The organism is Kiloniella spongiae (assembly GCF_001026905.1).
GTDB classification, from domain to species: Bacteria; Pseudomonadota; Alphaproteobacteria; order Kiloniellales; family Kiloniellaceae; genus Kiloniella; species Kiloniella spongiae.
This window is the reverse complement of sequence record NZ_LAQL01000016.1, coordinates 12,938-33,809: the sequence shown is the minus strand read 5'-3', so window position 1 is coordinate 33,809 and position 20,872 is coordinate 12,938. Positions and strand designations below refer to the sequence as shown.

Sequence of the window (20,872 nt, the reverse complement as noted above, 5' to 3'; positions counted from 1 at the left end):
AAATGATTGAACTTATCGTCAAAAATGTTTCCAACCACTTCTGGTAATAGGAATTTCATTGTTGTTTTTATCAAGTAAAAGAGTTCCTTTTCCCTGAGTTAAAGCACCAATACGAGTGATTGGAATGTTTAATTCTTCTGATAATTCAATAACTTTTTCTTTGTTCTTCGGTTTTGTTGTGAATAAAATTTCATAATCATCACCACCTGTGGCAGCAAGTTGAATACCTTGATCCAGTGTATTCTTCAAAACATTTTGAAAACTCTTTGATAAAGGTATTCTAGATGAGATTATTCTCGCCTGAAGATTAGATCCTTCGGCAATGTGATTTACATCTGCGAGAAGCCCATCGGATACATCTAGTGCTGTTTGGCTGATATCTCGTTCTAATAAGGCGATACCGAGTAAAGTTCTGGGCTGGGGGATTCTAAATCGATCAATCAAAAAGGTTTCTGCTCTTGAATTATCGGTTTTGATTTCCTTTTTAAGCAACTTTAATCCAACAGCAGAATCTCCGATTGTTCCACTTACCCAGACATCATCCCCTTCTTGTCCTGTTGTGCGATGTAAACACTTTCCACGAGGTACAGAACCAAAACAGGTAATCGCTATGGTTAAGGGGCCTGGGGTTGAAACCGTATCTCCACCGAGTAGGTGGCATTCAAACGCTTCCTGATCAACGGCCAGGCTTTTTGTAAATGCCTTTACCCATTCACTTGTAATAGATGCATTGTAGGAAATCGAAAGCGTATAGCCTTTGGGCTTGGCCCCCATTGCAGCAAGATCGGAAAGATTAACTCTCAGGGATTTCCGCGCAATATCTTCAGCTGGGTCAGTTGAAAAAAAATGGATACCCTCGACAAGAGTATCCATTGTAACAACTGTGGACCTATCAGGATCTTCACTAATAAGTGCAGCATCGTTTGTTAGGCTGTAAGCCTCGGGATAATTGCTGGTCAGTGGCGCAAAATAGCTTTTGATTAGATCAAATTCTGTTTTGTCCACTTAACAAGAGCCCTATTCTAAAGTGTCTTAAAACTCATCTTTGCGCAGACTGTGCGCTAAACGATCCAATACACCATTCACCATGGCGGTTTCTTTATCACCAAGGAATGCATGTGCGACATCTACGTATTCGGAAATAATAACTTTAACCGGTGTCTCTACACGTTGTTGAATTTCATAGGCACCAGCAATCATCACCAACCTCAACAAAGGGTCGAGCCTGTGAATAGGCCATGATTTGTCCAGAACAGATACTAGCATATCATCAAGTAACTCACGTTCTTGATTAATACCTTTGTATAGCTCGATAAAGAGTTTCTGGTCCATGGCTGCAATGTTAAGGCCGTCGACCTCTTCATCCCGACGCATATTCAGAAATTCATCCAAAACGGTCTTGGAGCTACCTTGATTAAATTCGATCTGGAAAAGCGCCTGTATCAAAGCAAGGCGAGCCATGCTTTTTTTCAAGCTTGCGTTCGGCGCTTTTGTGTTGTCCTCAGTCACGGTCATAAATCCTTATGCAACACCGTACTGGCGTTTTAATGCGATCATATCAAGACAAGCCCGTGTTACAGCGCCGCCTTTGTTTTTCTCAGAGGCTCTTGCCCGTGCCCATGCTTGTGCTTCGTTTTCAACGGTCAGAACACCATAGCCAATTGCCATGTTGCTATCAACGGCAAGGTCTTGAAGCTTTCTTGCGCTCTCTACACAAACATAATCATAATGGCTTGTTTCACCGCGAATAACACACCCAAGTGCCACATAACCATCAAACTGGCGGCCATCATTACGCTGTGAAGCAAATTTAATGGCAGCCGGAAGCTCAAAGGCACCAGCTACGGCAACAACCTCGTAACTACAGCCATCCTTTTCCAGTTCAGCAATAGCCGCACTCTTCATCTCACCAGCAATTGCGCTATAGAAACGTGCTTCAACAATCAGAACGTGGGGTTTGTCAGTCATTATTTGTTACCTAATAAATGCCTAATAAATGTATGCTGTCTCACACTAATCCAATTCGGCAGGATTATGTTGTTTCAACTATTGGACGCTGTTCAACTACAGAAAGCCCGTATCCGTCAAGCCCAACGATGTTTTTCTCTGAATTTGTGAGTAGAATCATCTCTTGAACCCCTAAATCGAGCAAGATTTGGGCACCGACCCCATAATCTCTGAGGTCATGGTTAATTTCGACGGGTTCTCCCAAACGGGTTTTAATGGCATCGGAGAGGCTTTTGGGGGATGGCTCTCTGATGAGAACAATAACACCTCGTCCTTCTTGTTCTACCATCTTCATGGAATTGTGAAGATCACCAGCTTTTCCGCTGTGATTGTCGATTAACACATCATCAAGAATATTCAGTGCGTGCATTCTGACGAGTAAGGGATCATCCGTTGAAATATCTCCTTTCCATAAGGCGATATGTTCAGCGTAAGTTGTATTGTTGACATAGACAGCCATATTGAATTTGCCAGCAATTTTTGAATACAACTTATCTTCAAGCGTCTTCTCGATAAGATGATCATGCTTTCGGCGATAAGCGATAAGATCAGCAATTGTCGCTATTTTAAGTTTATGGGTTTGTGCAAATTCAATAAGATCATCTCGACGCGCCATGGTCCCGTCGTCATTCATAATTTCACAAATAACGCCAGACGGATTTAAGCCTGCAAGGCGAGAAATATCAACGGCAGCTTCCGTGTGGCCTGTCCTTACGAGAACACCGCCATCTCGGGCAACCAACGGGAAGACGTGTCCGGGTGTTACAATGTCATCTGGTGATGCAGACGGATCAGTCGCGACGGAAATTGTGCGCGCGCGATCGGGAGCAGAAATACCCGTTGTAACCCCCTCTTTTGCTTCGATGGATACTGTAAAGGCTGTTTCGTGCCGGGTCCCGTTCTTTTGCGCCATAAGTGTCAGGCCAAGCTCTTCGACACGCTCTCTGCAAAGTGCTAGGCAAATAAGCCCTCTGCCGAATTTTGCCATAAAGTTGATGGCTTCAGGTGTTGCCATTTGTGCCGGAATGACAAGATCGCCTTCATTTTCACGATTTTCATCGTCGACCAGGATAAACATATGGCCATTACGCGCTTCTTCAATGATTTCCTCTGGGGGAGAAAGAATATCACTAAAGGATTTTGTAGCATTAGAAGATGCATTATTAGCCATTGTTTTGCCTTTCCAGCAACTGTCCAACGTAACGGGCAAGGAGGTCAATTTCCAAATTAATTTCACAGTTCCCGGTTTTAAAGCTTCCGACTTGCCATTGACCGAATGTCGTCATCTCAGCTGTATGTGGAATAATATTGACGCCAAACTGATTTCCATTAACTTCGTTGACCGTAAGAGATACGCCATCAAGAACGATAGAGCCTTTTGGGGCAATAAATTTAGCCAGATCTTCCGGCGCTTCAAAGGTAAAGCGTTTCGAATCTCCATCCGCAATAATGCTAATCACTGATGCAATGCCATCTACGTGTCCGGAAACCAGATGTCCACCAAGTTCGTCACCTATTCGCAAGGCGCGTTCAAAGTTGACAGGGGTGCCCTTGGTCCACTTTTCAAGAGTGGTTTTTGACAATGTCTCAGCCGAGACATCAGCACTAAACCAGCCTTGACCTTTTTCAACAACAGTCAGGCAGACTCCTGAACATGCGATTGAAGCGCCAATATCGACTGTATCCATGTCAAAAGCGGTGTTGAAGACGAAACGTTTATCGCCGTTATCTATGATTGATTTAACAGATCCTAGATCCGTTATTATACCAGTGAACATCTAAATGCCTTTTCTTACGCATTCGATAACAAAATTAAAAATCGCGATGATAACTTTCCATCATATCATCGCCGAGTTTGGCTACATTGAATAAAGTGAACCTTGGCGCCAGAGATAAACTTTTCAAACCAAAACCTGTTGTCGCAGAAAGTCCGTCACCACCGATAACTTTAGAGGCCCTAAACCATACAATACGATCTATGAGATCGGCTTTAAACAATGATCCGATAATATGGCTTCCGCCCTCGACCAAAAGCCGTGTAACACCTTGTGAGCCAAGTTCTTTGAGTGCAGCCAATGGACTAATGTAACCATCTTCATCTTTATCGATAAGGCAAACGTCAACTCCGGCGTCTTTATACGCGTTGAGGCGAGAAGTATCATTTTCCTTAAACGTCATCAGTATTGTTTTATGCTCTTTGGCTCTTGCAACCAGGTCATGTGTCAGAGGCAGTCTTAGGCGCCCATCCATAACAACTCGTGTCGGGGACTTATCTTCAAGCCCTGGCAGGCGTACATCAAGTCGCGGATTGTCTATAACGGCTGTTCCACTCCCGACTAGGATAGCGTCGTTTCTTACCCTGAGCATGTGTCCTGCACGACGCGCGGCTTCGCCAGTCACCCATTTGCTTTGACCAGATTTGGTTGCAATGCGTCCATCCAAAGAAGTCGCAACTTTTAGAGTAACAAGCGGGCGTCCGTGCCTGTTTCGGGTGAAGAATCCTGCGTTAAGTTCTTCTGCTTCATGCTGGCGGATCCCGATCGTAACCTCTATGCCTGCATCTTTCAGAGTTTTTAGTCCGCGCCCCTGGACGCGTGTATCACTGTCTTCCATTGCTACGACGCAACGGGTTATTCCTGCTGCGATTAAGGCCTCGCAACACGGTGGTGTTTTTCCATGATGGGAACATGGCTCCAGGGTTACGTAAGCAGTTGCACCTTTTGCGGATACTCCTGCTTGTTCCAGAGCAACTGTTTCAGCATGTGGGCGACCACCGGGCTGGGTTCGTCCTCTACCAACTACGCGTTCGTTTTTTACAATTACACACCCGACGGATGGATTGGGACTGGTTGTTCCTAAGCCTCGGGCAGCCAGAGATAAGGCAGCATCCATATGCTGTAGGTCAACAACATCTTGTTCAGTGTGCATGACAGATTTCTATAGTTGTTTACGGCGCTCTATTCGTAAAAAAGTAAGTTAGGAATTTGTCAATCAGGACTGATCCGGATCGAGGATTTCGAGATCATCACCTAATTTACCAACAAACTCTTCAAAATCTCTTACTTCTTTGAAATCTCTGTAAACAGACGCAAAGCGGACGTAGCCAACTTGATCCAGTGTGGCCAAAGCATCCATAACAAGCTCGCCGATAAGGTCAGTTGCAATTTCACTCTCACCGGATGATTCCAGCCGGCGCACAATACCGCTTACAACGCGTTCTACACGGTCTCTGTCAACATCGCGTTTTTGAAGGGCAATATTCATTGATCGGGCTATCTTTTCCCGATCAAAGGGTTCTCGCTGACCATTTCCTTTGACAACAATCAGTTCGCGTAATTGTACGCGTTCGAATGTCGTAAATCTGGCACCGCAGCTTGCACATTGGCGTCGTCTACGGATCGCTGTGTGATCTTCTGTTGGTCTCGAGTCTTTGACTTGAGTATCTTCACTACTGCAAAACGGGCAGCGCATATTCCCTCACAGTTTCCCCCTAAGGGGATCCGAGTTATGACAATTTGGAAATCATAACTCGGATAAAACCTTAGATTTCCAAATCTTGATAGATTGGGAATTCACTGCAAAGTGCTTTGACTTCGCGGCGAACTTCCGCTTCGATTTTGGAGTTATCTTCGCGGTTTGCAGCAAGTCCATCAAGAACTTTAGTGATTAGTTCACCAATTTTCTTGAATTCAGCATCTTTAAAGCCACGTGTTGTGCCTGCTGGCGTACCCAAACGGATACCAGAAGTCACCATTGGTTTTTCAGGATCAAATGGAATACCATTTTTATTACAGGTTAAACCTGCACGGTCCAGGCTTTCTTCTGCGATATTACCAGTAAGGCCTTTTGGACGCAGATCAACCAGCATCAGATGCGTATCTGTGCCGCCAGTTGTAATGGCAAAACCATTTTCAACAAGTGTTGCGGCAAGAGTTTTTGCATTGCTGACAACTTGTTGTGCATAAACTTTAAAGTCAGGATCCAGCGCTTCTTTCAAAGCAACGGCTTTGGAGGCGATACAATGCATCAACGGGCCGCCCTGAAGACCAGGGAACGCTGCCGAATTGATTTTCTTGCCAATATCAAGATCGTTGGAAAGAACCATACCGCCACGACCGGCACGCAAAGTTTTGTGTGTTGTGGTTGTTACAACATGCGCATGCGTCATTGGGCTTGGGTGAATACCCGCAGCAACCAAACCAGCAAAGTGTGCCATATCAACGTGTAGGTAAGCCCCTACTTCGTCTGCAATTTCACGGAACTTGGCAAAGTCAAGAACGCGTGGGTATGCAGAACCACCGGCTATGATCAACTTTGGTTTGTGCTCTACAGCCAGATCACGAATTTCGTCGTAATTCAGCTGGTGCGTTTCTTTATCAACGCCGTAAGATACAGCATTGAACCATTTACCTGAAAGGTTCGGGCGAGATCCGTGCGTCAGGTGACCACCAGAAGCTAGATCAAGGCCCATGATTGTATCACCCGGTTTGATCAGTGCGAGGGTAACACACTGGTTTGCCTGTGCGCCAGAGTGTGGCTGTACGTTTACGTAGGCACAGTCGAAAAGTTCTTTGGCACGATTGATTGCCAGCTCTTCGACAATATCAACGTATTCACAACCACCGTAATAGCGACGATTAGGATAACCTTCGGCATATTTGTTTGTTAGAACTGTTCCCAGTGCCTGCATCGTAGACAAAGAAACGATATTTTCAGATGCAATCAATTCGATCTGATTTTGTTGACGTCCCAATTCTTTGTTAATTGCATCTGCAATTTCAGGATCAGTTTGCGCCAAAGGTGCATTAAAGAAGGTGGTTGTATCTAAGCTCATGACAACTTCACTCTCTGGTAAAGGTGATTATTATCCAAGTTTTTCGATGCGCCCTTGATGGCGCCCACCGGCAAACTTAGTGTTCAAAAAGGTCTTGAGAGAAGCTTTTGCTACCTCAACACCGGTTGTTCTGGCCCCTAAAACCAGGACATTGGCATCGTTGTGCTCACGCGCTAAACGAGCCAGTGTTTCGTCTTGACAAAGAGCAGCACGAATACCTGCGTGTCGGTTTGCGGCAATAGAAATGCCGATACCAGAACCACAGACAAGAATACCCGTTTGTGCATCACCATTTTGAATTGCTTTTGCTAATGCAGAACCAAAATCCGGATAGTCAACACGATCCGGGCCGTTTGTTCCCAGATCAAGAACATCAAATCCAAGGGCTTTGACGTCCTCCTTCAACAAATCCTTTAGTTCATAACCTGCATGATCTGCAGCTAAGGCAATGGTGTTTTTACTCATTTGTCCGTACTTTTTTGTTATCCCGATAAAGCAAGTAGATCACATAACACACCTGCCCTGCTCTCGAAAGAGAATGACAGATTAAGAGCTCTTTCCTGATTGATTACCAAAAGAGGTAAAATCTTGATGAAATGAGTTCGTGCATGTCTCCTGAAACCAAGGCTTATCTTTCGTCGCTTTATCGAGCCTTAAACAGAGTTAAGGTTATAATGTGATTCTTTTGCCCTAGGCTAGACAATTTACGTACATTTTATAGAACATCTGCGGCATTATTGTACCAAGACAACTTATTAGGATAACAAATCAGCTGATTTGTGTTTTGATAATCATTTCTATGTCTTTGATATTGCTGCTTTTAAATCGTAATCACTGTAAATATATAGTATACAAAACAAAAATAAGTGATTGAAATTTCAGAATTATTTAAAACCTGATAAAAATTGTGTGCTATTTTGTCGCAGGCGGTGAACGTCCTAAATTTGAGTTAGATCGCGTCAAATCCGTCTTTAGATTTCTTATATACTGATTGCTCAGTTAAGTTGTTTGATAAAAATCTAGACAATAATCCCCCCTCGACGATCTTTTTTAGGGGCATTTTGATCTAATTTTTTATTGTTCTCTTTATTCAAAACATAATTCAATTTTTTTAAAACTGTCTGTTTAAGTTTTTGCTCTGTTTCTTTAGGATCGCCAACAATTGAAACTTCGGTCATGGATGCTTCATGAAACGCGCTTACCTTTATGTAGGCTCCCATTCTTGAAAACTCAATAATAACACCGTGGTCAAGTGAATGCATTCAATCAAACCGTAAATAAAAAAAGACCTCTGTAAATACAGAGGTCTAAAATAACAGAAGTCACTTTATTTTCAAAGCTCTTGAAGATTTTTTAAAAATCAGTTCGGTGATCTGTTTCTTGCATCAGGCTGCGGGATTGACTCCACCTCCCATTGGCATGGGCGAAGACCAAAATAGCTGAAGGCGATGTAGGGTGGCTGTCGTGACTTTTAAGTCCTCGTCAGAAACAACACCGCCGCTTATTTGTTCAGCATGGGCATCAAAGAGAGTAGAAATGGAATTGAATATTTCCAACCCGGTGTCGGAAGCACGAACATGGAATGATCTTCGATCATGTGGTGAACGTTCCTGAATTAGGTACCCGTTTTCCACCATTTTCTTTACATTGTAAGAAACGTTGGATCCTAGATAGTAACCACGATGAGTAAGCTCTCCTACTGAGAGTTCTTCTGCCCCGATATTATAGAGGATTAATGCCTGAATATTATTCAGGTCACGAATGCCGCGGCGATCTAACTCTGCCTTTACGACTTCCAAACACTGACGATGCAAGCGTTCAACCAAAGAAATTGTTTGCAGATAAGCAGCCTTCACGATGTCCTCACAATAACAATAAGCTTTAACAAAATTCGATGTTATTTTATGCAAGAGGCGTTAACGGCGGATTAACCGAGAATCTAAATATGTTAAAAAATTAAATAAAATCATTGATACAAAACAATATTTTCCATTCATTTAGTGTGGTTTGAAGTGATTCCTTCTTGCTCTAGTTCTTTTATAAACGTAGGGTAAAAGGTAATAATTAGCGCTGATTTGGAGCTCAGCTTGCGGGCGCTTAAAAAATGCAGCTAAATCGAGGGGAAACCCATCCGAATTAAGATCACGCATTTTACCGCTTTTTGTACATCCAAATCGAAAATCCCTTTTAAGGGAAATAATATAAACGGGTGAAGCTATGACAATCGACACGAAAAATCCGGAAACGCTGGTTCTTCATTCTGGCTATAGAAGTGATCCGCAGACAGGTGCTGTTGCCGTTCCGATCTATCAAACAACGTCTTATCAGTTCGATAGTGCAGAACATGCTGCCAATCTTTTTGCTCTGAAAGAGTTTGGGAATATCTACACGCGGATTATGAACCCAACAACTGCTGTACTTGAAGAGCGGATCACAGCATTGGAAGGTGGTGCAGCATCACTCGCTGTCAGTTCTGGGCAGGCCGCGAGTACGTTGGCTATTCAAAATGTTGCTAAAGCAGGCGATAATATTGTCAGTTCGACAGAGCTTTATGGCGGTACCTATAATCTCTTTGCAAATACGCTGCCTAATATGGGAATTGAAGTGCGATTTGTTGATCCGACTGATCCTGAAAATTTCCGACGTGCAACAGATGAAAATACTAAAGCTTATTATGCAGAAACGCTACCAAACCCTCGCTTGCGTGTTTTCCCGATAAAAGAAGTGGCGGATATCGGAAATGAAGTTGGTGTTCCCCTTATTATGGATAACACGGCAGCACCAATCCTTTGTCGCCCAATTGAACACGGGGCTCATGTCGTTGTCTATTCGACCACGAAATATATCGGCGGCCATGGAACATCAATTGGTGGCATGATTGTCGATGGTGGTAATTTCGATTGGGAAGCCAATGCAAACCGTTTCCCGCTTTTAACCCAACCTGACCCCAGTTACCATGGTGCAATCTGGACCGAAGCGGTTAAGCCACTTGGCCCTATTGCCTATATCATCCGTGCACGTGTTGTATTGTTACGAGATCTTGGTTCAGCCATGTCACCGATGAATGCCTTCCAGTTTATCCAGGGGATGGAAACACTTCCTCTTCGTATGCGGGAACATTGTAAAAATGCGACCGCTGTTGCGGAATACCTGAGTAACCATCCATCAGTAGAAAAAGTTATCCATCCAAGTCAGGCAAGAGGTTCTGAACGTGACTTGGCGGATAAATATCTAAAAGGCGGTTATGGTGCCCTGCTCGGCTTTGAGCTTAAGGGAGGGAAAGAGGCTGGCCGTAAGTTTATTGATAGCCTGAAAATGTTCTTCCACGTTGCCAACATTGGCGATGCACGTAGCCTTGCGATCCATCCGGCAACCACGACACATTCCCAGTTAACAGCTGAGGAACAGGCACTTACTGGTATCTCTGAAAGTTATGTTCGTTTGTCGATTGGGATTGAACATATCGATGATATCATCGCAGATCTGAGCCAGGCTTTAGAAGCTTCTGATAGCTAGGCAGAGAAGATCTATTCATTATAGAAAAGGGAGCATCAAGATTGAATGCCCCCTTTTCTGTTTTCTATACCAGCTTTTATTCAAAAGATATCTGATACTTTCCAAAACCGTCTTTGCCTTCACCGATGTAACTGATGACATCTTTGTTGCCTAGGATATCTTTAGCAGAAGGTGTTGTTTCAAAGGTAACATTTACGTCTTCTTTGATTGGTGCAAACCCCCAGTTCTTATCGGCACTTGGATCAATTTTCTTTTGGTCAAAGATATAATTTGCCAGAACTGTTCTGTTTTCATCAGGTGCTTGAATAATTACCGTTGAACCATCCAGTGCCGGGAAGCTTCCGCCACCATGGGCACGGTAGTTATTGGTGGCCACGATAAACTGGGCATCCATATCCAATGGTTTTCCCTGATATGTCATATCAATGATACGGTGACTATCCGGGTTAACGACTTGCCCTTCTTTGTTATAGCGGGCTGGCTGGGTAAGATCGACGCTATATTCTACACCATCAATCACATCGAAGTTGTAAGACGGGAAGCTTGGGTTCAGCAGTACTTGCTCTTCAGTCTGCGTTTTATCAATCTGATTAAAAGCCCCGGCGGACATTTCCAGCCATTCACGAACCTGTGCCCCGTTCAGTAAGACGGCACGAAGAGTATTTGGGTAGATATAAAGGTCAGCAACATTTTTCAGGGCAATTTCGCCTGTTGCTATATTGGTGTAATAATCGGCGCCACCTCGGCCACCAGCTTTGAATGGTGCACCAGCAGAAAGAACAGGAATACCGTCGTACTCGGTGCCTTTGATAAGTTTTTCAACATACCATTTTTGAGCGTTTGTCACGATCTGTATAGAAGGATCATCCTGAACCAGAGCAAAGAAAGAATTAATAGGGGCTGAAGTTGTGCCCACAGCCTTGCGCATGAATTCAATCGTTTCTTCGTGCTCATGCTTTACGGCATCAACGATTGTCTGGTCCGCCTCGACCAACGGAAGTTTTTTACGTCCGTCACGTTTGTAAATACCGCGGGTTGATCCAATACTATCAACAACTTTCCAGTTGCCGTTGTCATCAACATCCAATGTCAGATCAACAAGACCGAGGTGACTGCCCCAAAAGCCGGGCATTGTTGCGGCGACACCGTTGATCGTACCTTTTTCAATATCAACACCAGCAATATCTTTGTAGGTTTCTGACGGAAAAACAGCATGGGCGTGGCCAAAGAGAATGGCATCCAAGCCCTCTACTTTGGATAGGTGATAAGTAGCGTTTTCGTCACGCCCCTGTGGTGTTACATCACTCAATCCGGAATGAGGAACGGCAATAATAACATCTGCGCCCTTCTCTTTCATTTCCGGAACATATCTTTTGGCTGTATCAACAATATCGTGTGTGACAAGTTTGCCCTTAAGGTTGGCTTCGTCCCACTGCGTTATCTGTGGGGGAAGAAAACCAATCACGCCAACTTTGATATTGTGTTGATTGCCTTCGGTATCGACAACTTCACGATCAAGAATGATATATGGATCATAAGCTGGTTTGTCATTACCTGGATCGTTATCGCCATCATCAATAAAAACATTGGCTGAAACGTAAGGGAATGCCGCATCATTCAATGTTTCGCTCAGGAAATCCAAACCATAGTTGAATTCATGATTTCCCAGATTACCAACATCATACTTTAATAGATTCATCGCTTTGAAAACGGGATGAACTTCACCTTCTTTCAAACCACGCTCTTTCGCCATGTAATCGCCCAAAGGATTACCCTGGATAAGATCACCATTGTCGATCAATAATGAATTCGTGGCTTCCTGACGTGCCTCTTTAATCAATGTTGCTGTTCGTGAGAGGCCGACGGCGACAGATGGGGCGTCTTTATAATAGTCGTAATCAACCACATGAACATGGATATCAGTTGTTTCCAGAATTCGTAATTGAACTTCAGCAGAATGCGCTGTGCCAAGACCTAGCGCCAACACCCCTGCCCCGGCTAAAAGGATTTTTTTCATTATGTCACCTGTGTGTATGTCTAAGCTGTCTAGCTTACTCACGATTTCAGGATAATTCCAAGGACATAAAAGTGACAGCTCAATTAAACTATATTTACAGATCCGAAGGCCTTACCTCGGTCCCCTGTCTGTGGCGGTTATAAAATAAAAGATGAATGTTTGAATAATAAGTGCTCTCGCGAGCAAGCCTTGCCCGTGAAAGGATAGGTTTGCATGGTCTGATAGTGTAACAATCTTTATCAGAGTTCTAATGTCTGGAAAATTTTTAATGACGATTTGAGCGGGTAACCCATCAAAAATGACGTAATAATAAGCGTAATATACTTGGGGTGAGAGCCAAACAAAGAAGCCGAAAATAAAAAGACTTAAGAGAACATCTAGAAGAAAGATTATCTCGGGCTTAGTATTATGTTGCCTTGCTTTTTCATAAAGAAAATATGATTTTTTGAATCCTATAAACAGGATTCCAAAGCTCAAAATTATTGTGATGGCAGATAATCCAACACCTTCTAACAGTCCAAGAGTATAAAAGCTGTCCCCCTCATAACCAGTGGCAATAAATCTCCAAAAATCTATGGAGACAGATAAGGTTACAAATATAGAGATAAAAATAATACCCCATGATGATTGAGTTAATTTTTTCAAAACCTGTTCACTTTTTATACCAATTCTTTTGTTTTCAATAAAAAGCAGATCTTTTTGCGACGATCTGCCCCATAAACTTTCACTGCCCGATACTTGCAATTTCAGGGGCTTGGGTAGAAAGTAGCAAAAAACGAATCTCATCAGGAGAAAATAATTGAATACAACCTTTAGACAGGATCTTGTTGTTAGGCCGCGCCGTATCCGTACGGATGACTGGACGCGCCGGATGGTTGCTGAAAATCGCCTGTCTGTTGATGACTTTATCTGGCCTGTGTTTCTACAGGAAGACAATGGTACAAGTGAAGTGCCGTCAATGCCGGGGGTTAAAAGATACGGCCCTGATTGTTTGATTGATGCTATTGCCGAAGCAGTTGAATTGGGAATTCCAGCCATTGCGCTATTTCCCTATAACAATCCGGAAACGAAAACAGAAGATTGTCGAGAGTCTTATAATCCCGACAATCTTATTTGTCAGGCGACAAGATCGATCCGAAAGCATTACAAGGAAATTGCCCTGATTGGTGACGTCGCCCTGGATCCCTATAATTCACTTGGACATGACGGCATTGTTAAGGATGGTATTATTCTTAACGACGAATCTGTTGAAATCTTGTGCCGCCAAGCTTTGGTACAGGCGGAAGCCGGGTGCGATTATGTCGGTCCTTCGGATATGATGGACGGTCGCATCGGCGCAATCCGCGATACACTGGATGAAGCCGGATATACCTATACAAAAATCATGGCATATAGTGCGAAGTATGCCAGTGGATTTTATGGTCCCTTCCGGGATGCTGTAGGAGCAAAAGGTGCTTTGAAAGGCGATAAAAAAACCTATCAAATGGATCCAGCCAACAGCGAAGAAGCTTTACGTCTTGTTGAAAACGATCTTCAACAAGGTGCTGATATGGTCATGGTAAAGCCTGGCATTGCCTATCTGGATATTATTCAGCGTATTAAAGGTACCTTTGGTGTTCCGACCATGGCTTATCAGGTCAGTGGTGAATATGCGATGATCAAAGCGGCCTCTGCAAATGGGTGGCTTGATCATGATACGGTTATGATGGAAAGCCTTATGGCATTTAAACGGGCTGGAACAGATGCTGTTCTTTCTTATTTTGCCCTAGATGCCGCTCGCTTACTTAAATAGTTGGTCATTTTATCAATTTAATGAAAGGCCTGAATGAACTTTCAGGCCTTTTGCTGTTTTTGCGCCTTGTAATTTTCCAATAAAATTATTGTATTATGATAGCTTGGATATTTACTACCAATCACTATCTTTTAGGGGTAAGATCACTCTTTCTTTTTAGAGGACTTTTCCAAGTTTTCGATTTTTCTCGTTAGCGGATTTTTTTCCGCTCCTTATGACACCTCAATGGAGGCTGCAATGACTTTACGTCTCGGCGATACAGCACCTAACTTCACACAGGATTCTACCGAAGGTACAATCGATTTTTATGATTTTGTTGGTGACAGCTGGGCTGTTCTTTTTTCTCACCCAAAAGATTTCACCCCTGTATGCACAACAGAACTTGGATACGTTGGAAAGCTAAAGCCAGAGTTTGACAAGCGAAACGTAAAGGTTCTGGGATTGAGTGTTGATCCCCTTTCCGATCACACACAGTGGGTTGGCGATATTGAGGAAACTCAGGGGCATCAATTTAACTTCCCGCTTTTGGCTGATGCAGATCGCAAAGTGTCTGATCTTTATGACATGATCCACCCAAATGCGAACGATACATTGACTGTTCGCTCAGTTTTCATCATTGATCCTGCAAGAAAAGTACGCCTGATCATTACCTATCCGGCAAGTACTGGCCGTAACTTTGATGAAATTCTACGTGTTATCGACTCTCTGCAACTGACAGATGGTTACAAAGTCGCAACACCAGTTAACTGGAAAGACGGTGATGATGTGATTATCGTTCCAGCCTTGAGTGACGAAGAAGCCAAGGACCGTTTCCCTAAGGGTTGGGTCGCACACAAACCTTATCTGCGCGTGACACCACAGCCAAATAAGTAAACACATAACTTATGTGTTTGATGAGAGAGCCCGGGACTTTTCCGGGCTTTTTTATTATTTTGATTTTCATCGATCAAGAGCGGAATTGGTGAAATAGGTTGATGTTTATAAATCAGAAACATCCATAGGTCTTTCTAGAATCTCTGAGTAATCTCTCTCTATTCTTCTGCCAGGCATAGTAGTGAGCAAAAAACTAAAAATGAGGTTAACTGCGGGTACGGTGATTAATAAAGCCAACCATTTCGGCCACCCGATATGATTGAGGCGATGTACCATCCAACATATTTGTGTGCAAAGTATGATGAGCACAACAGAGAGCACAGTCCATGCTCCTTCGATTTGGATATCGTCTGTTGGATTTTTAAGTACCTTCAAAACTCCTTCTACAGGGATAACATGTGTAAAACTCATGACTAAAAAAGCCCAGAGAAAGAGAGATAGAAATAGCATCCTGAAAACATAAGTTAGGCGGCCAAGAACTTTCTCATCACTGCTTACGTAAATAATTGTCGGTAGTAAAAATACCACAGAAACGATTGCAAAAATTCCGATCATGAAACTGACTCAATTTGGTTCATTTCTAGAGCTATTTTACCGAGCAAGGATGAAGCAGGGATAAATTATAGTTAAAATTGCATATTTTTCTTTTTCTTGGTTTAGCGCCTAAAGATTTTATTCGCTCAAAAAGACACTTCTTTTAGGCATTGAAAATAAATAAAAATATGAAGCACTTGTTATATTTATATTTTTATAATATTCATTTTAAAACAAACAATCTAAAATTTTATGAGAATTATATGGGCCGGAATCTTTCATTTAACGAAAAAGAGACACTTGTGAAAGTAGCAAACATCTTTCGTGAAAAAGGCTATGAAGCAACGACAGTTAAAGATCTTGAAAAGGCGACAGGTTTAACATCGGGAAGTCTTTATAATTCTTTTGGCGGTAAAGAAGTCCTCTTTGATATTGCTATTAGTTTTTATAACAACAATATCGTGCGAAACAGGATCAGTACTTTTCTGGATCAAGCGGAAGACCCCCTTGTCGGTTTGAAAGATCTTTTCCATTCGCTACTCAATGAACCTGATGGTCGGGAAAATGGATGCCTGTTAACGAACACTGCTGTTGAGTTTAACAATAGACGCCGACACATTACCCAAGAACTTGATACCGGATTTTCTCTTTTAGAGGCCGCGTTCAAAAGACAGATTATTCGCTGCGCTGAAAAGGGTAAAATATCCAAGCCTCCTTCACCACAATTAACGGCAACCCGGCTGCTTATTTTTTATCAGGGAATTCTTGTCCTCGTTCGGGCAGGGTTGCGGCGTAAGGAAATTGACCAAATCGTAAATGATGAAATTGATTTAATCTTGGGAAGACTTTCTTAATGCTTGAAGCTATGAATGATCACAAGGATAGTTTTTCCCAGTATATCCTTGAGCAACTTGCTCCATTGGGTGAACTAAAGATTGGTCGGTTCTTTGGTGGTAAGTCAATCAAATACCAAAACAAGCAATTTTGCATGCTGATGAAAAACAGGCTGTATTTTAGGGTAAGTCGCAACAATCTTTCTGATTATCTTGATAACGGGTCAGAGCCTTTTAGTTACTTAACAAAAAATGGACGTGTTCAGGTCAAAAAATATTACGAGGTCCCTGCTGACGTTCTGGATGATATTGATGCATTAAGAACGTGGGCAAAACGTGCCATTGAAGCTGCGTTCAAATAGCTGCCAATCTTCTTTCGCTAAAAGCTCTATCCCCTATATTTATCCGGCAATTGTACGCTTTAATTTTGCAAAGGTACTTTCTTCGCCTAATTCCCCGCTGAGTTGCTTTAAGTAGCTTCGTACTTGTGAACTCATGACTACAGAGCCGTCGTTCATAAATCTTTCGTGATTCTTTTCGATATCTGCTAGATCGTAACGATAATTGACCATAATACCGCTTGCTTGTGAAATCCCTTTCTCTGATATATCGCCCAGCCAGTTGATCTGATTAAGCTGAGCGCCATTTTTAAGGTGGAAACGTGCAACGGGATCCAATGCGCGTCCTTTATGGTCTTTCTCATGAAAATAGGCGACGCATAAACGGCTAAGTGGTCCGCGCAACAACTCGCTGAGTTCTTTGTTTTCAAACCAGTCCTTATCTTGAAAGCAAAGGAAAATAGCTGTTTTAGCCACATCAGCCCCTGTTTTTGCTTTTAGACGTCCCATTTCATCGGTTGTTACAGCGTCTTCATAGAAGCTTGCATCCAGATCGGCCAACCATGACCTAAAACCGGGCACAGGAGACAAGGTTGCATAGGTCTTTATCCACGGCATTTCGTGGGATAGATGGTGAACGACCTGCTTAATAAGATGTTCGCCAAAGGATATACCGCGTAATCCTGTTTGCGTGTTGGTTATAGAATAGAAAATTGCCGTGTCAGCATTTCGGGGATTTCCAAGTGGCGCTTCGACATCTAGTAAAGCTTGAACACTCTTTGCGACACCTTTCACCAAGGCGACTTCGACAAATGCAAGGGGTTCATCCGGCATTCTTGGATGAAAGAGTGCATAACAACGCCGATCTGAATCTAGACGATTACGCAGATCATCCCAGGAATCAATTTCATGCACCGCTTCATAAGCTATCAACTTTTCCAAAAGTGCTGCAGAGGTATTCCAGGTCATTTCAACAAGATCAAGAAATCCCGTATCAAACCATGAATTGAGGAGCTGTTGTAGATCACGATCAAGGGCATTGAGATAGGGATCTTTACCCTTTATCTTTAATAGATCATCTCGAATATCCACTAAAAATTTAACACCATTAGGTAAGGCATTGAATTGAGTTAATAATTTCAATCTATCCGGAGATGAAGATTGCCTTAAGTGATAAGCGGCGACGATACGTTCAGATTCACTTTTAGCCGTTTCGTACTCATCGATAGAAGCTTTGATCAAGTCATCATTTGCACAAAAGTCTTCTGCAAGTGTTTTCAGGAAGATGTGTTTCCCGTCCGTATCAAGATCCAGATATGTGCGTCCTAGGTCCGCTGTCCGCATTCTTGCAGATACATCGCCACCCGGACCGTTCAGACATTCATCCATCATCTTTTTAAGGTTTTTAGTATTGACGGACGCATCAGATCGTGAAAGCCCGACACTACGGGCTGCCGTTTGCGCTATCTCCCGCCATGCCCCAGATAGCTGTGATAAAGTACTAACAGTTTCCAGGTTTTGGTTCGTCATCATTACTACCCTTAAAGATCAGAATGTCCTTAGTCACACTTGATGCCGATCCCTATGAATTCAAGACCAGATCATGATAATATACTATCTAATCAGTGACGAAATTATGTTGTAACTTTTTCAGGAATCCCCTTTACGACATTTTCCTGAATAACAGCAGGGTCATAGGCTTTTCTGGAAAAGACCTCTTCGACCATTGGCACAAAGAAATCCAGGCTCTCCATCGAATAATCCGGATCAAACGAGCTTTGGTCCCATCTTTCGCAAAAATCCGCACAGGATTTGTAATAGATATGATCTTTAAATTCATCCCGAGCGTTTTCATCCCAACCATAGTGGTGGGCGTAGAAATACATTTGAAAAATACCATGATGCTCAACAACCCACGTCACTTCATCCCTGACAAAGGGGCGTATTACTTCGGCAGAAAAGCGGTCATGGTTTTGCGGAGCCAATCCATCCCCGACATCATGTAATAAGGTACCAACAACCCAATCGATATCAGCCCCGTCACGGTAAGCCCGCGTCGCGGATTGTAGGCCATGTTGCAAACGGTTTATTTTGTATCCGGTTAACGAGTCTTCGCCCTGCCGACGCAACTCTGACAACACTCTTTCAGCCGTGAGAGCCAAATAGGGTTTTTCTTTTTGCGCCAAAAACTCGTATTCTTCTTTGGTGCCGTCTTTCATCTGTGTGAAATTAATAACGTCCATAGTGATTCCCGTTCTTGATGAATATCTATTTATTATAGAGGCCAACAGTCTGTTCTGCACCTGCTGTTAGAGTTGACGATTGCTGTGTCAGTATTTCATTATAAAGTTTGAGTTCGTTGGCTCCAAAAAGCTGAACTGGCGGCGCAACATTGATCCAGTTTCCCTGTTTGTCCGTTCCGCGTACAAGCATGCCAAAGTCTTTGTTTTCGCTACTATGTTCTATACCCGGTGTGACAAATCGTATGGCCATTCCGATACGTCGGTCGCTTGATTTGTTAGGCCCTGATGCATGGAATAACCGCCCGTGATGCAAGGACATTTGTCCAGGCTTCAGTTCATCATAAACTGCATCATCTTCATTAACGTCAACAGCAATTTCCTGTCCACGAGACAGCAAATTATCCTCATTAAATGTATCGTAATGCGGAACAATTCTTTGTTTATGGGATCCGGGAATAAAGCGCATACAGCCGGCTTCTTTTGAAACATCAGAAAAGGCAATCCAGGCCGTAATTTCGTCGTCGGTTTCGCCCATTCCCCAATAGGTTAAGTCTTGATGCCAGGAAACAGTTTTGTCCGTTCCTGCTTCTTTGATAAAGAGTTCACAGGACCAAATTAAAAGATCTGGCCCTAATATGTCTTCAACCGCATCCAAAAGTTTTGGTGTTTGGGCTATTTGGGCCAACAAGGGGATAACGATTTGGCCATTAATGCGAAAGAACTGATTAAGAGGGTATTCTCCGACGCCGTCCTTATATTGAGCTTCAATATTTTCTATCTCTTTTCTGTAATCAAGAGCTTCTGTTAGTGAAAAAAGATCAAGCGGTAAAAGATATCCCTGTTCTTGATAGGTGATGATTTGTTCAAGCGTTAAGTGTTTTCCCATTCAATCTTTGCCTCTCCTTAAATTCAGAGTTCATTTTGGTTCGTTTGGAAGGGATAAATAAAGTTATATATATTGCATTTCAGAATAAGCTCAGCTTATTCTGAAATTATGACAATTAGACGAATTCCATCACTGAATTGGCTGCGCGTATTTGAAACAGCGGCAAGAATAGAAAGCTTTGCCCAAGCCGCGAAGTTTTTAAATATGAGCCCGCCCGCAGTCAGTCAGCAGATAAAATCGCTGGAAGGATATCTGGGAAAGGCACTTTTTAAGCGCGGTGCTCATAGTGTGAGTTTAACAGATGAAGGCCGTGCTTTCTTACCCATCGTACAACAATCTCTTTCCTCAATGGAAACAACGGCCGTGGCGCTTTTTGGGCCAAAAGAATCAGAAACTTTAGTGGTGCAGGTTTTATACCTTTTTGCCTGCGGATGGTTACCAGAACGTTTGAAAGAATTTGAGGACCTGTATCCTGATATTCATTTACAGATTACCTGTGGCAATACACCTGATGACTTTCACCGCAGTCGACCTGATCTTCAGGTTGCGTTTGGATCAGCCACAGATTTTCCAGAAAATGCAGAACGCTTGATTGGGGAAACAATTATTCCCGTCGCCACACCTGACATTGCGAAACAGATCAATGAACCCGCAGATTTCCTCAAACATCGCCTAATTGAAGTTTCAACTCACCAAAGTGGTTGGATGCAAGTATTGGGGTCCCGTGTTGACGGGGATTTATCCGCAGATTACCGTTTCACAGATAACACGGTGACAGCCCTTGCCATGTCAGGGGCCGGATATGGTATTGCCTTGGCAAGGTCCCCCGTTAGTGACGTACTGGTGGAAAGTAACGGGTTAGTTCCTTGCCTGGACAACTTTCAGGTTGCGGGGCTTCAACACTACTATCTGTTTAATCCCTTGGCACAAAGCATCAAATCTTCTGCCCTTATCTTTCAAAAATGGCTTAAGTCAGAACTTTCAAAGGGCAGAACGTAA

At 43.0% G+C, this 20,872-nt stretch carries 23 protein-coding genes and 1 riboswitch; of the genes, 6 read left to right on the top strand and 17 right to left on the bottom strand.

The window, feature by feature from the left end; translation table 11 throughout:
* Positions 1-18: 18 nt before the first annotated feature.
* The 11 genes from thiL to WH96_RS17795 all read right to left on the bottom strand — a co-directional run bounded on the left by thiL (position 19) and on the right by WH96_RS17795 (position 8,697).
* Positions 19-1,005 (bottom strand): thiamine-phosphate kinase, encoded by a 987-nt coding sequence (gene thiL / locus WH96_RS17845; RefSeq protein ID WP_047765593.1) that lies wholly within the window; start codon positions 1,003-1,005, stop codon positions 19-21.
* 27 nt (positions 1,006-1,032) lie between these two features.
* Positions 1,033-1,509: a transcription antitermination factor NusB gene (gene nusB, locus WH96_RS17840; protein WP_162200170.1), complete on the bottom strand. Its 477-nt coding sequence runs from the start codon at positions 1,507-1,509 to the stop codon at positions 1,033-1,035.
* Between the two features lie 12 nt (positions 1,510-1,521).
* Positions 1,522-1,968: a 6,7-dimethyl-8-ribityllumazine synthase gene (ribH, locus tag WH96_RS17835; protein WP_047765591.1), complete on the bottom strand. Its 447-nt coding sequence runs from the start codon at positions 1,966-1,968 to the stop codon at positions 1,522-1,524.
* Between the two features lie 64 nt (positions 1,969-2,032).
* Positions 2,033-3,178 carry a 3,4-dihydroxy-2-butanone-4-phosphate synthase gene (gene ribB / locus WH96_RS17830; RefSeq protein ID WP_047765590.1) on the bottom strand — a complete coding sequence of 382 codons (1,146 nt, stop codon included), beginning with the start codon at positions 3,176-3,178 and terminating at the stop codon, positions 2,033-2,035.
* The gene (locus WH96_RS17825; protein WP_047765589.1) at positions 3,171-3,785 is read right to left on the bottom strand and encodes a riboflavin synthase; all 615 of its coding nucleotides are present in this window, start codon (positions 3,783-3,785) and stop codon (positions 3,171-3,173) included. The genes ribB and WH96_RS17825 overlap by 8 nt, the downstream gene beginning before the upstream one ends.
* A gap of 34 nt (positions 3,786-3,819) precedes the next feature.
* Entirely contained in the window at positions 3,820-4,935 is a 1,116-nt protein-coding gene (ribD, locus tag WH96_RS17820; RefSeq protein ID WP_245629508.1) for a bifunctional diaminohydroxyphosphoribosylaminopyrimidine deaminase/5-amino-6-(5-phosphoribosylamino)uracil reductase RibD, read from the bottom strand.
* Between the two features lie 63 nt (positions 4,936-4,998).
* A complete protein-coding gene (gene nrdR, locus WH96_RS17815; protein WP_047765588.1) occupies positions 4,999-5,478 on the bottom strand; it encodes a transcriptional regulator NrdR in 480 nt (159 codons plus the stop codon).
* A 70-nt stretch (positions 5,479-5,548) separates the two neighbouring features.
* Positions 5,549-6,841, bottom strand: coding sequence for a serine hydroxymethyltransferase (glyA, locus tag WH96_RS17810; protein ID WP_047765587.1), 1,293 nt, complete (start codon positions 6,839-6,841; stop codon positions 5,549-5,551).
* 30 nt (positions 6,842-6,871) lie between these two features.
* Positions 6,872-7,306, bottom strand: coding sequence for a ribose 5-phosphate isomerase B (gene rpiB / locus WH96_RS17805; protein WP_047765586.1), 435 nt, complete (start codon positions 7,304-7,306; stop codon positions 6,872-6,874).
* A 554-nt stretch (positions 7,307-7,860) separates the two neighbouring features.
* Positions 7,861-8,103, bottom strand: a complete 243-nt coding sequence (locus WH96_RS17800; RefSeq protein ID WP_047765585.1) for a DUF6898 family protein — start codon at positions 8,101-8,103, stop codon at positions 7,861-7,863.
* Positions 8,104-8,226: 123 nt separating this feature from the next.
* Positions 8,227-8,697 (bottom strand): MarR family winged helix-turn-helix transcriptional regulator, encoded by a 471-nt coding sequence (locus tag WH96_RS17795; RefSeq protein WP_047765584.1) that lies wholly within the window; start codon positions 8,695-8,697, stop codon positions 8,227-8,229.
* 201 nt (positions 8,698-8,898) lie between these two features.
* Positions 8,899-8,972, top strand: a riboswitch (SAM riboswitch).
* Between the two features lie 86 nt (positions 8,973-9,058).
* Between WH96_RS17795 and WH96_RS17790 the strand changes: the two genes are divergently transcribed.
* Positions 9,059-10,357, top strand: a complete 1,299-nt coding sequence (locus WH96_RS17790) for an O-acetylhomoserine aminocarboxypropyltransferase/cysteine synthase family protein (RefSeq protein ID WP_047765583.1) — start codon at positions 9,059-9,061, stop codon at positions 10,355-10,357.
* Between the two features lie 76 nt (positions 10,358-10,433).
* Here WH96_RS17790 and WH96_RS17785 read toward each other — a convergent pair whose 3' ends face one another.
* Complete coding sequence (locus WH96_RS17785) at positions 10,434-12,374, bottom strand: bifunctional 2',3'-cyclic-nucleotide 2'-phosphodiesterase/3'-nucleotidase (RefSeq protein WP_047765582.1); 1,941 nt, start codon at positions 12,372-12,374, stop codon at positions 10,434-10,436.
* A 111-nt stretch (positions 12,375-12,485) separates the two neighbouring features.
* A complete protein-coding gene (locus WH96_RS17780; RefSeq protein ID WP_156176852.1) occupies positions 12,486-13,118 on the bottom strand; it encodes a hypothetical protein in 633 nt (210 codons plus the stop codon).
* Positions 13,119-13,173: 55 nt separating this feature from the next.
* Between WH96_RS17780 and hemB the strand changes: the two genes are divergently transcribed.
* Positions 13,174-14,166, top strand: coding sequence for a porphobilinogen synthase (hemB, locus tag WH96_RS17775; protein ID WP_047765580.1), 993 nt, complete (start codon positions 13,174-13,176; stop codon positions 14,164-14,166).
* 237 nt (positions 14,167-14,403) lie between these two features.
* Positions 14,404-15,039: a peroxiredoxin gene (locus WH96_RS17770; protein WP_047765579.1), complete on the top strand. Its 636-nt coding sequence runs from the start codon at positions 14,404-14,406 to the stop codon at positions 15,037-15,039.
* 105 nt (positions 15,040-15,144) lie between these two features.
* On the opposite strand, the gene WH96_RS17765 is transcribed toward WH96_RS17770, so the two are convergent.
* Positions 15,145-15,594 (bottom strand): DUF805 domain-containing protein, encoded by a 450-nt coding sequence (locus tag WH96_RS17765; RefSeq protein WP_047765578.1) that lies wholly within the window; start codon positions 15,592-15,594, stop codon positions 15,145-15,147.
* 242 nt (positions 15,595-15,836) lie between these two features.
* Between WH96_RS17765 and WH96_RS17760 the strand changes: the two genes are divergently transcribed.
* Both WH96_RS17760 and WH96_RS17755 read left to right on the top strand, forming a co-directional pair.
* A complete protein-coding gene (locus WH96_RS17760) occupies positions 15,837-16,427 on the top strand; it encodes a TetR/AcrR family transcriptional regulator (protein WP_047765652.1) in 591 nt (196 codons plus the stop codon).
* Positions 16,427-16,768, top strand: coding sequence for a TfoX/Sxy family protein (locus WH96_RS17755; RefSeq protein WP_204248239.1), 342 nt, complete (start codon positions 16,427-16,429; stop codon positions 16,766-16,768). Before WH96_RS17760 ends, WH96_RS17755 begins: the two co-directional genes overlap by 1 nt.
* Positions 16,769-16,807: 39 nt before the next feature.
* Here the strand turns inward: WH96_RS17755 and WH96_RS17750 are convergent, their stop codons facing one another.
* From WH96_RS17750 to WH96_RS17740, 3 genes are all read right to left on the bottom strand, one after another.
* Positions 16,808-18,274, bottom strand: a complete 1,467-nt coding sequence (locus WH96_RS17750; protein ID WP_047765577.1) for a malonyl-CoA decarboxylase — start codon at positions 18,272-18,274, stop codon at positions 16,808-16,810.
* Between the two features lie 104 nt (positions 18,275-18,378).
* The gene (locus tag WH96_RS17745) at positions 18,379-18,987 is read right to left on the bottom strand and encodes an HD domain-containing protein (protein ID WP_047765576.1); all 609 of its coding nucleotides are present in this window, start codon (positions 18,985-18,987) and stop codon (positions 18,379-18,381) included.
* 25 nt (positions 18,988-19,012) lie between these two features.
* Entirely contained in the window at positions 19,013-19,873 is an 861-nt protein-coding gene (locus WH96_RS17740) for a phytanoyl-CoA dioxygenase family protein (RefSeq protein WP_047765575.1), read from the bottom strand.
* A gap of 108 nt (positions 19,874-19,981) precedes the next feature.
* Here WH96_RS17740 and WH96_RS17735 point away from each other — a divergent pair, with 108 nt between their 5' ends.
* Positions 19,982-20,872, top strand: coding sequence for a LysR family transcriptional regulator (locus WH96_RS17735; RefSeq protein ID WP_047765574.1), 891 nt, complete (start codon positions 19,982-19,984; stop codon positions 20,870-20,872).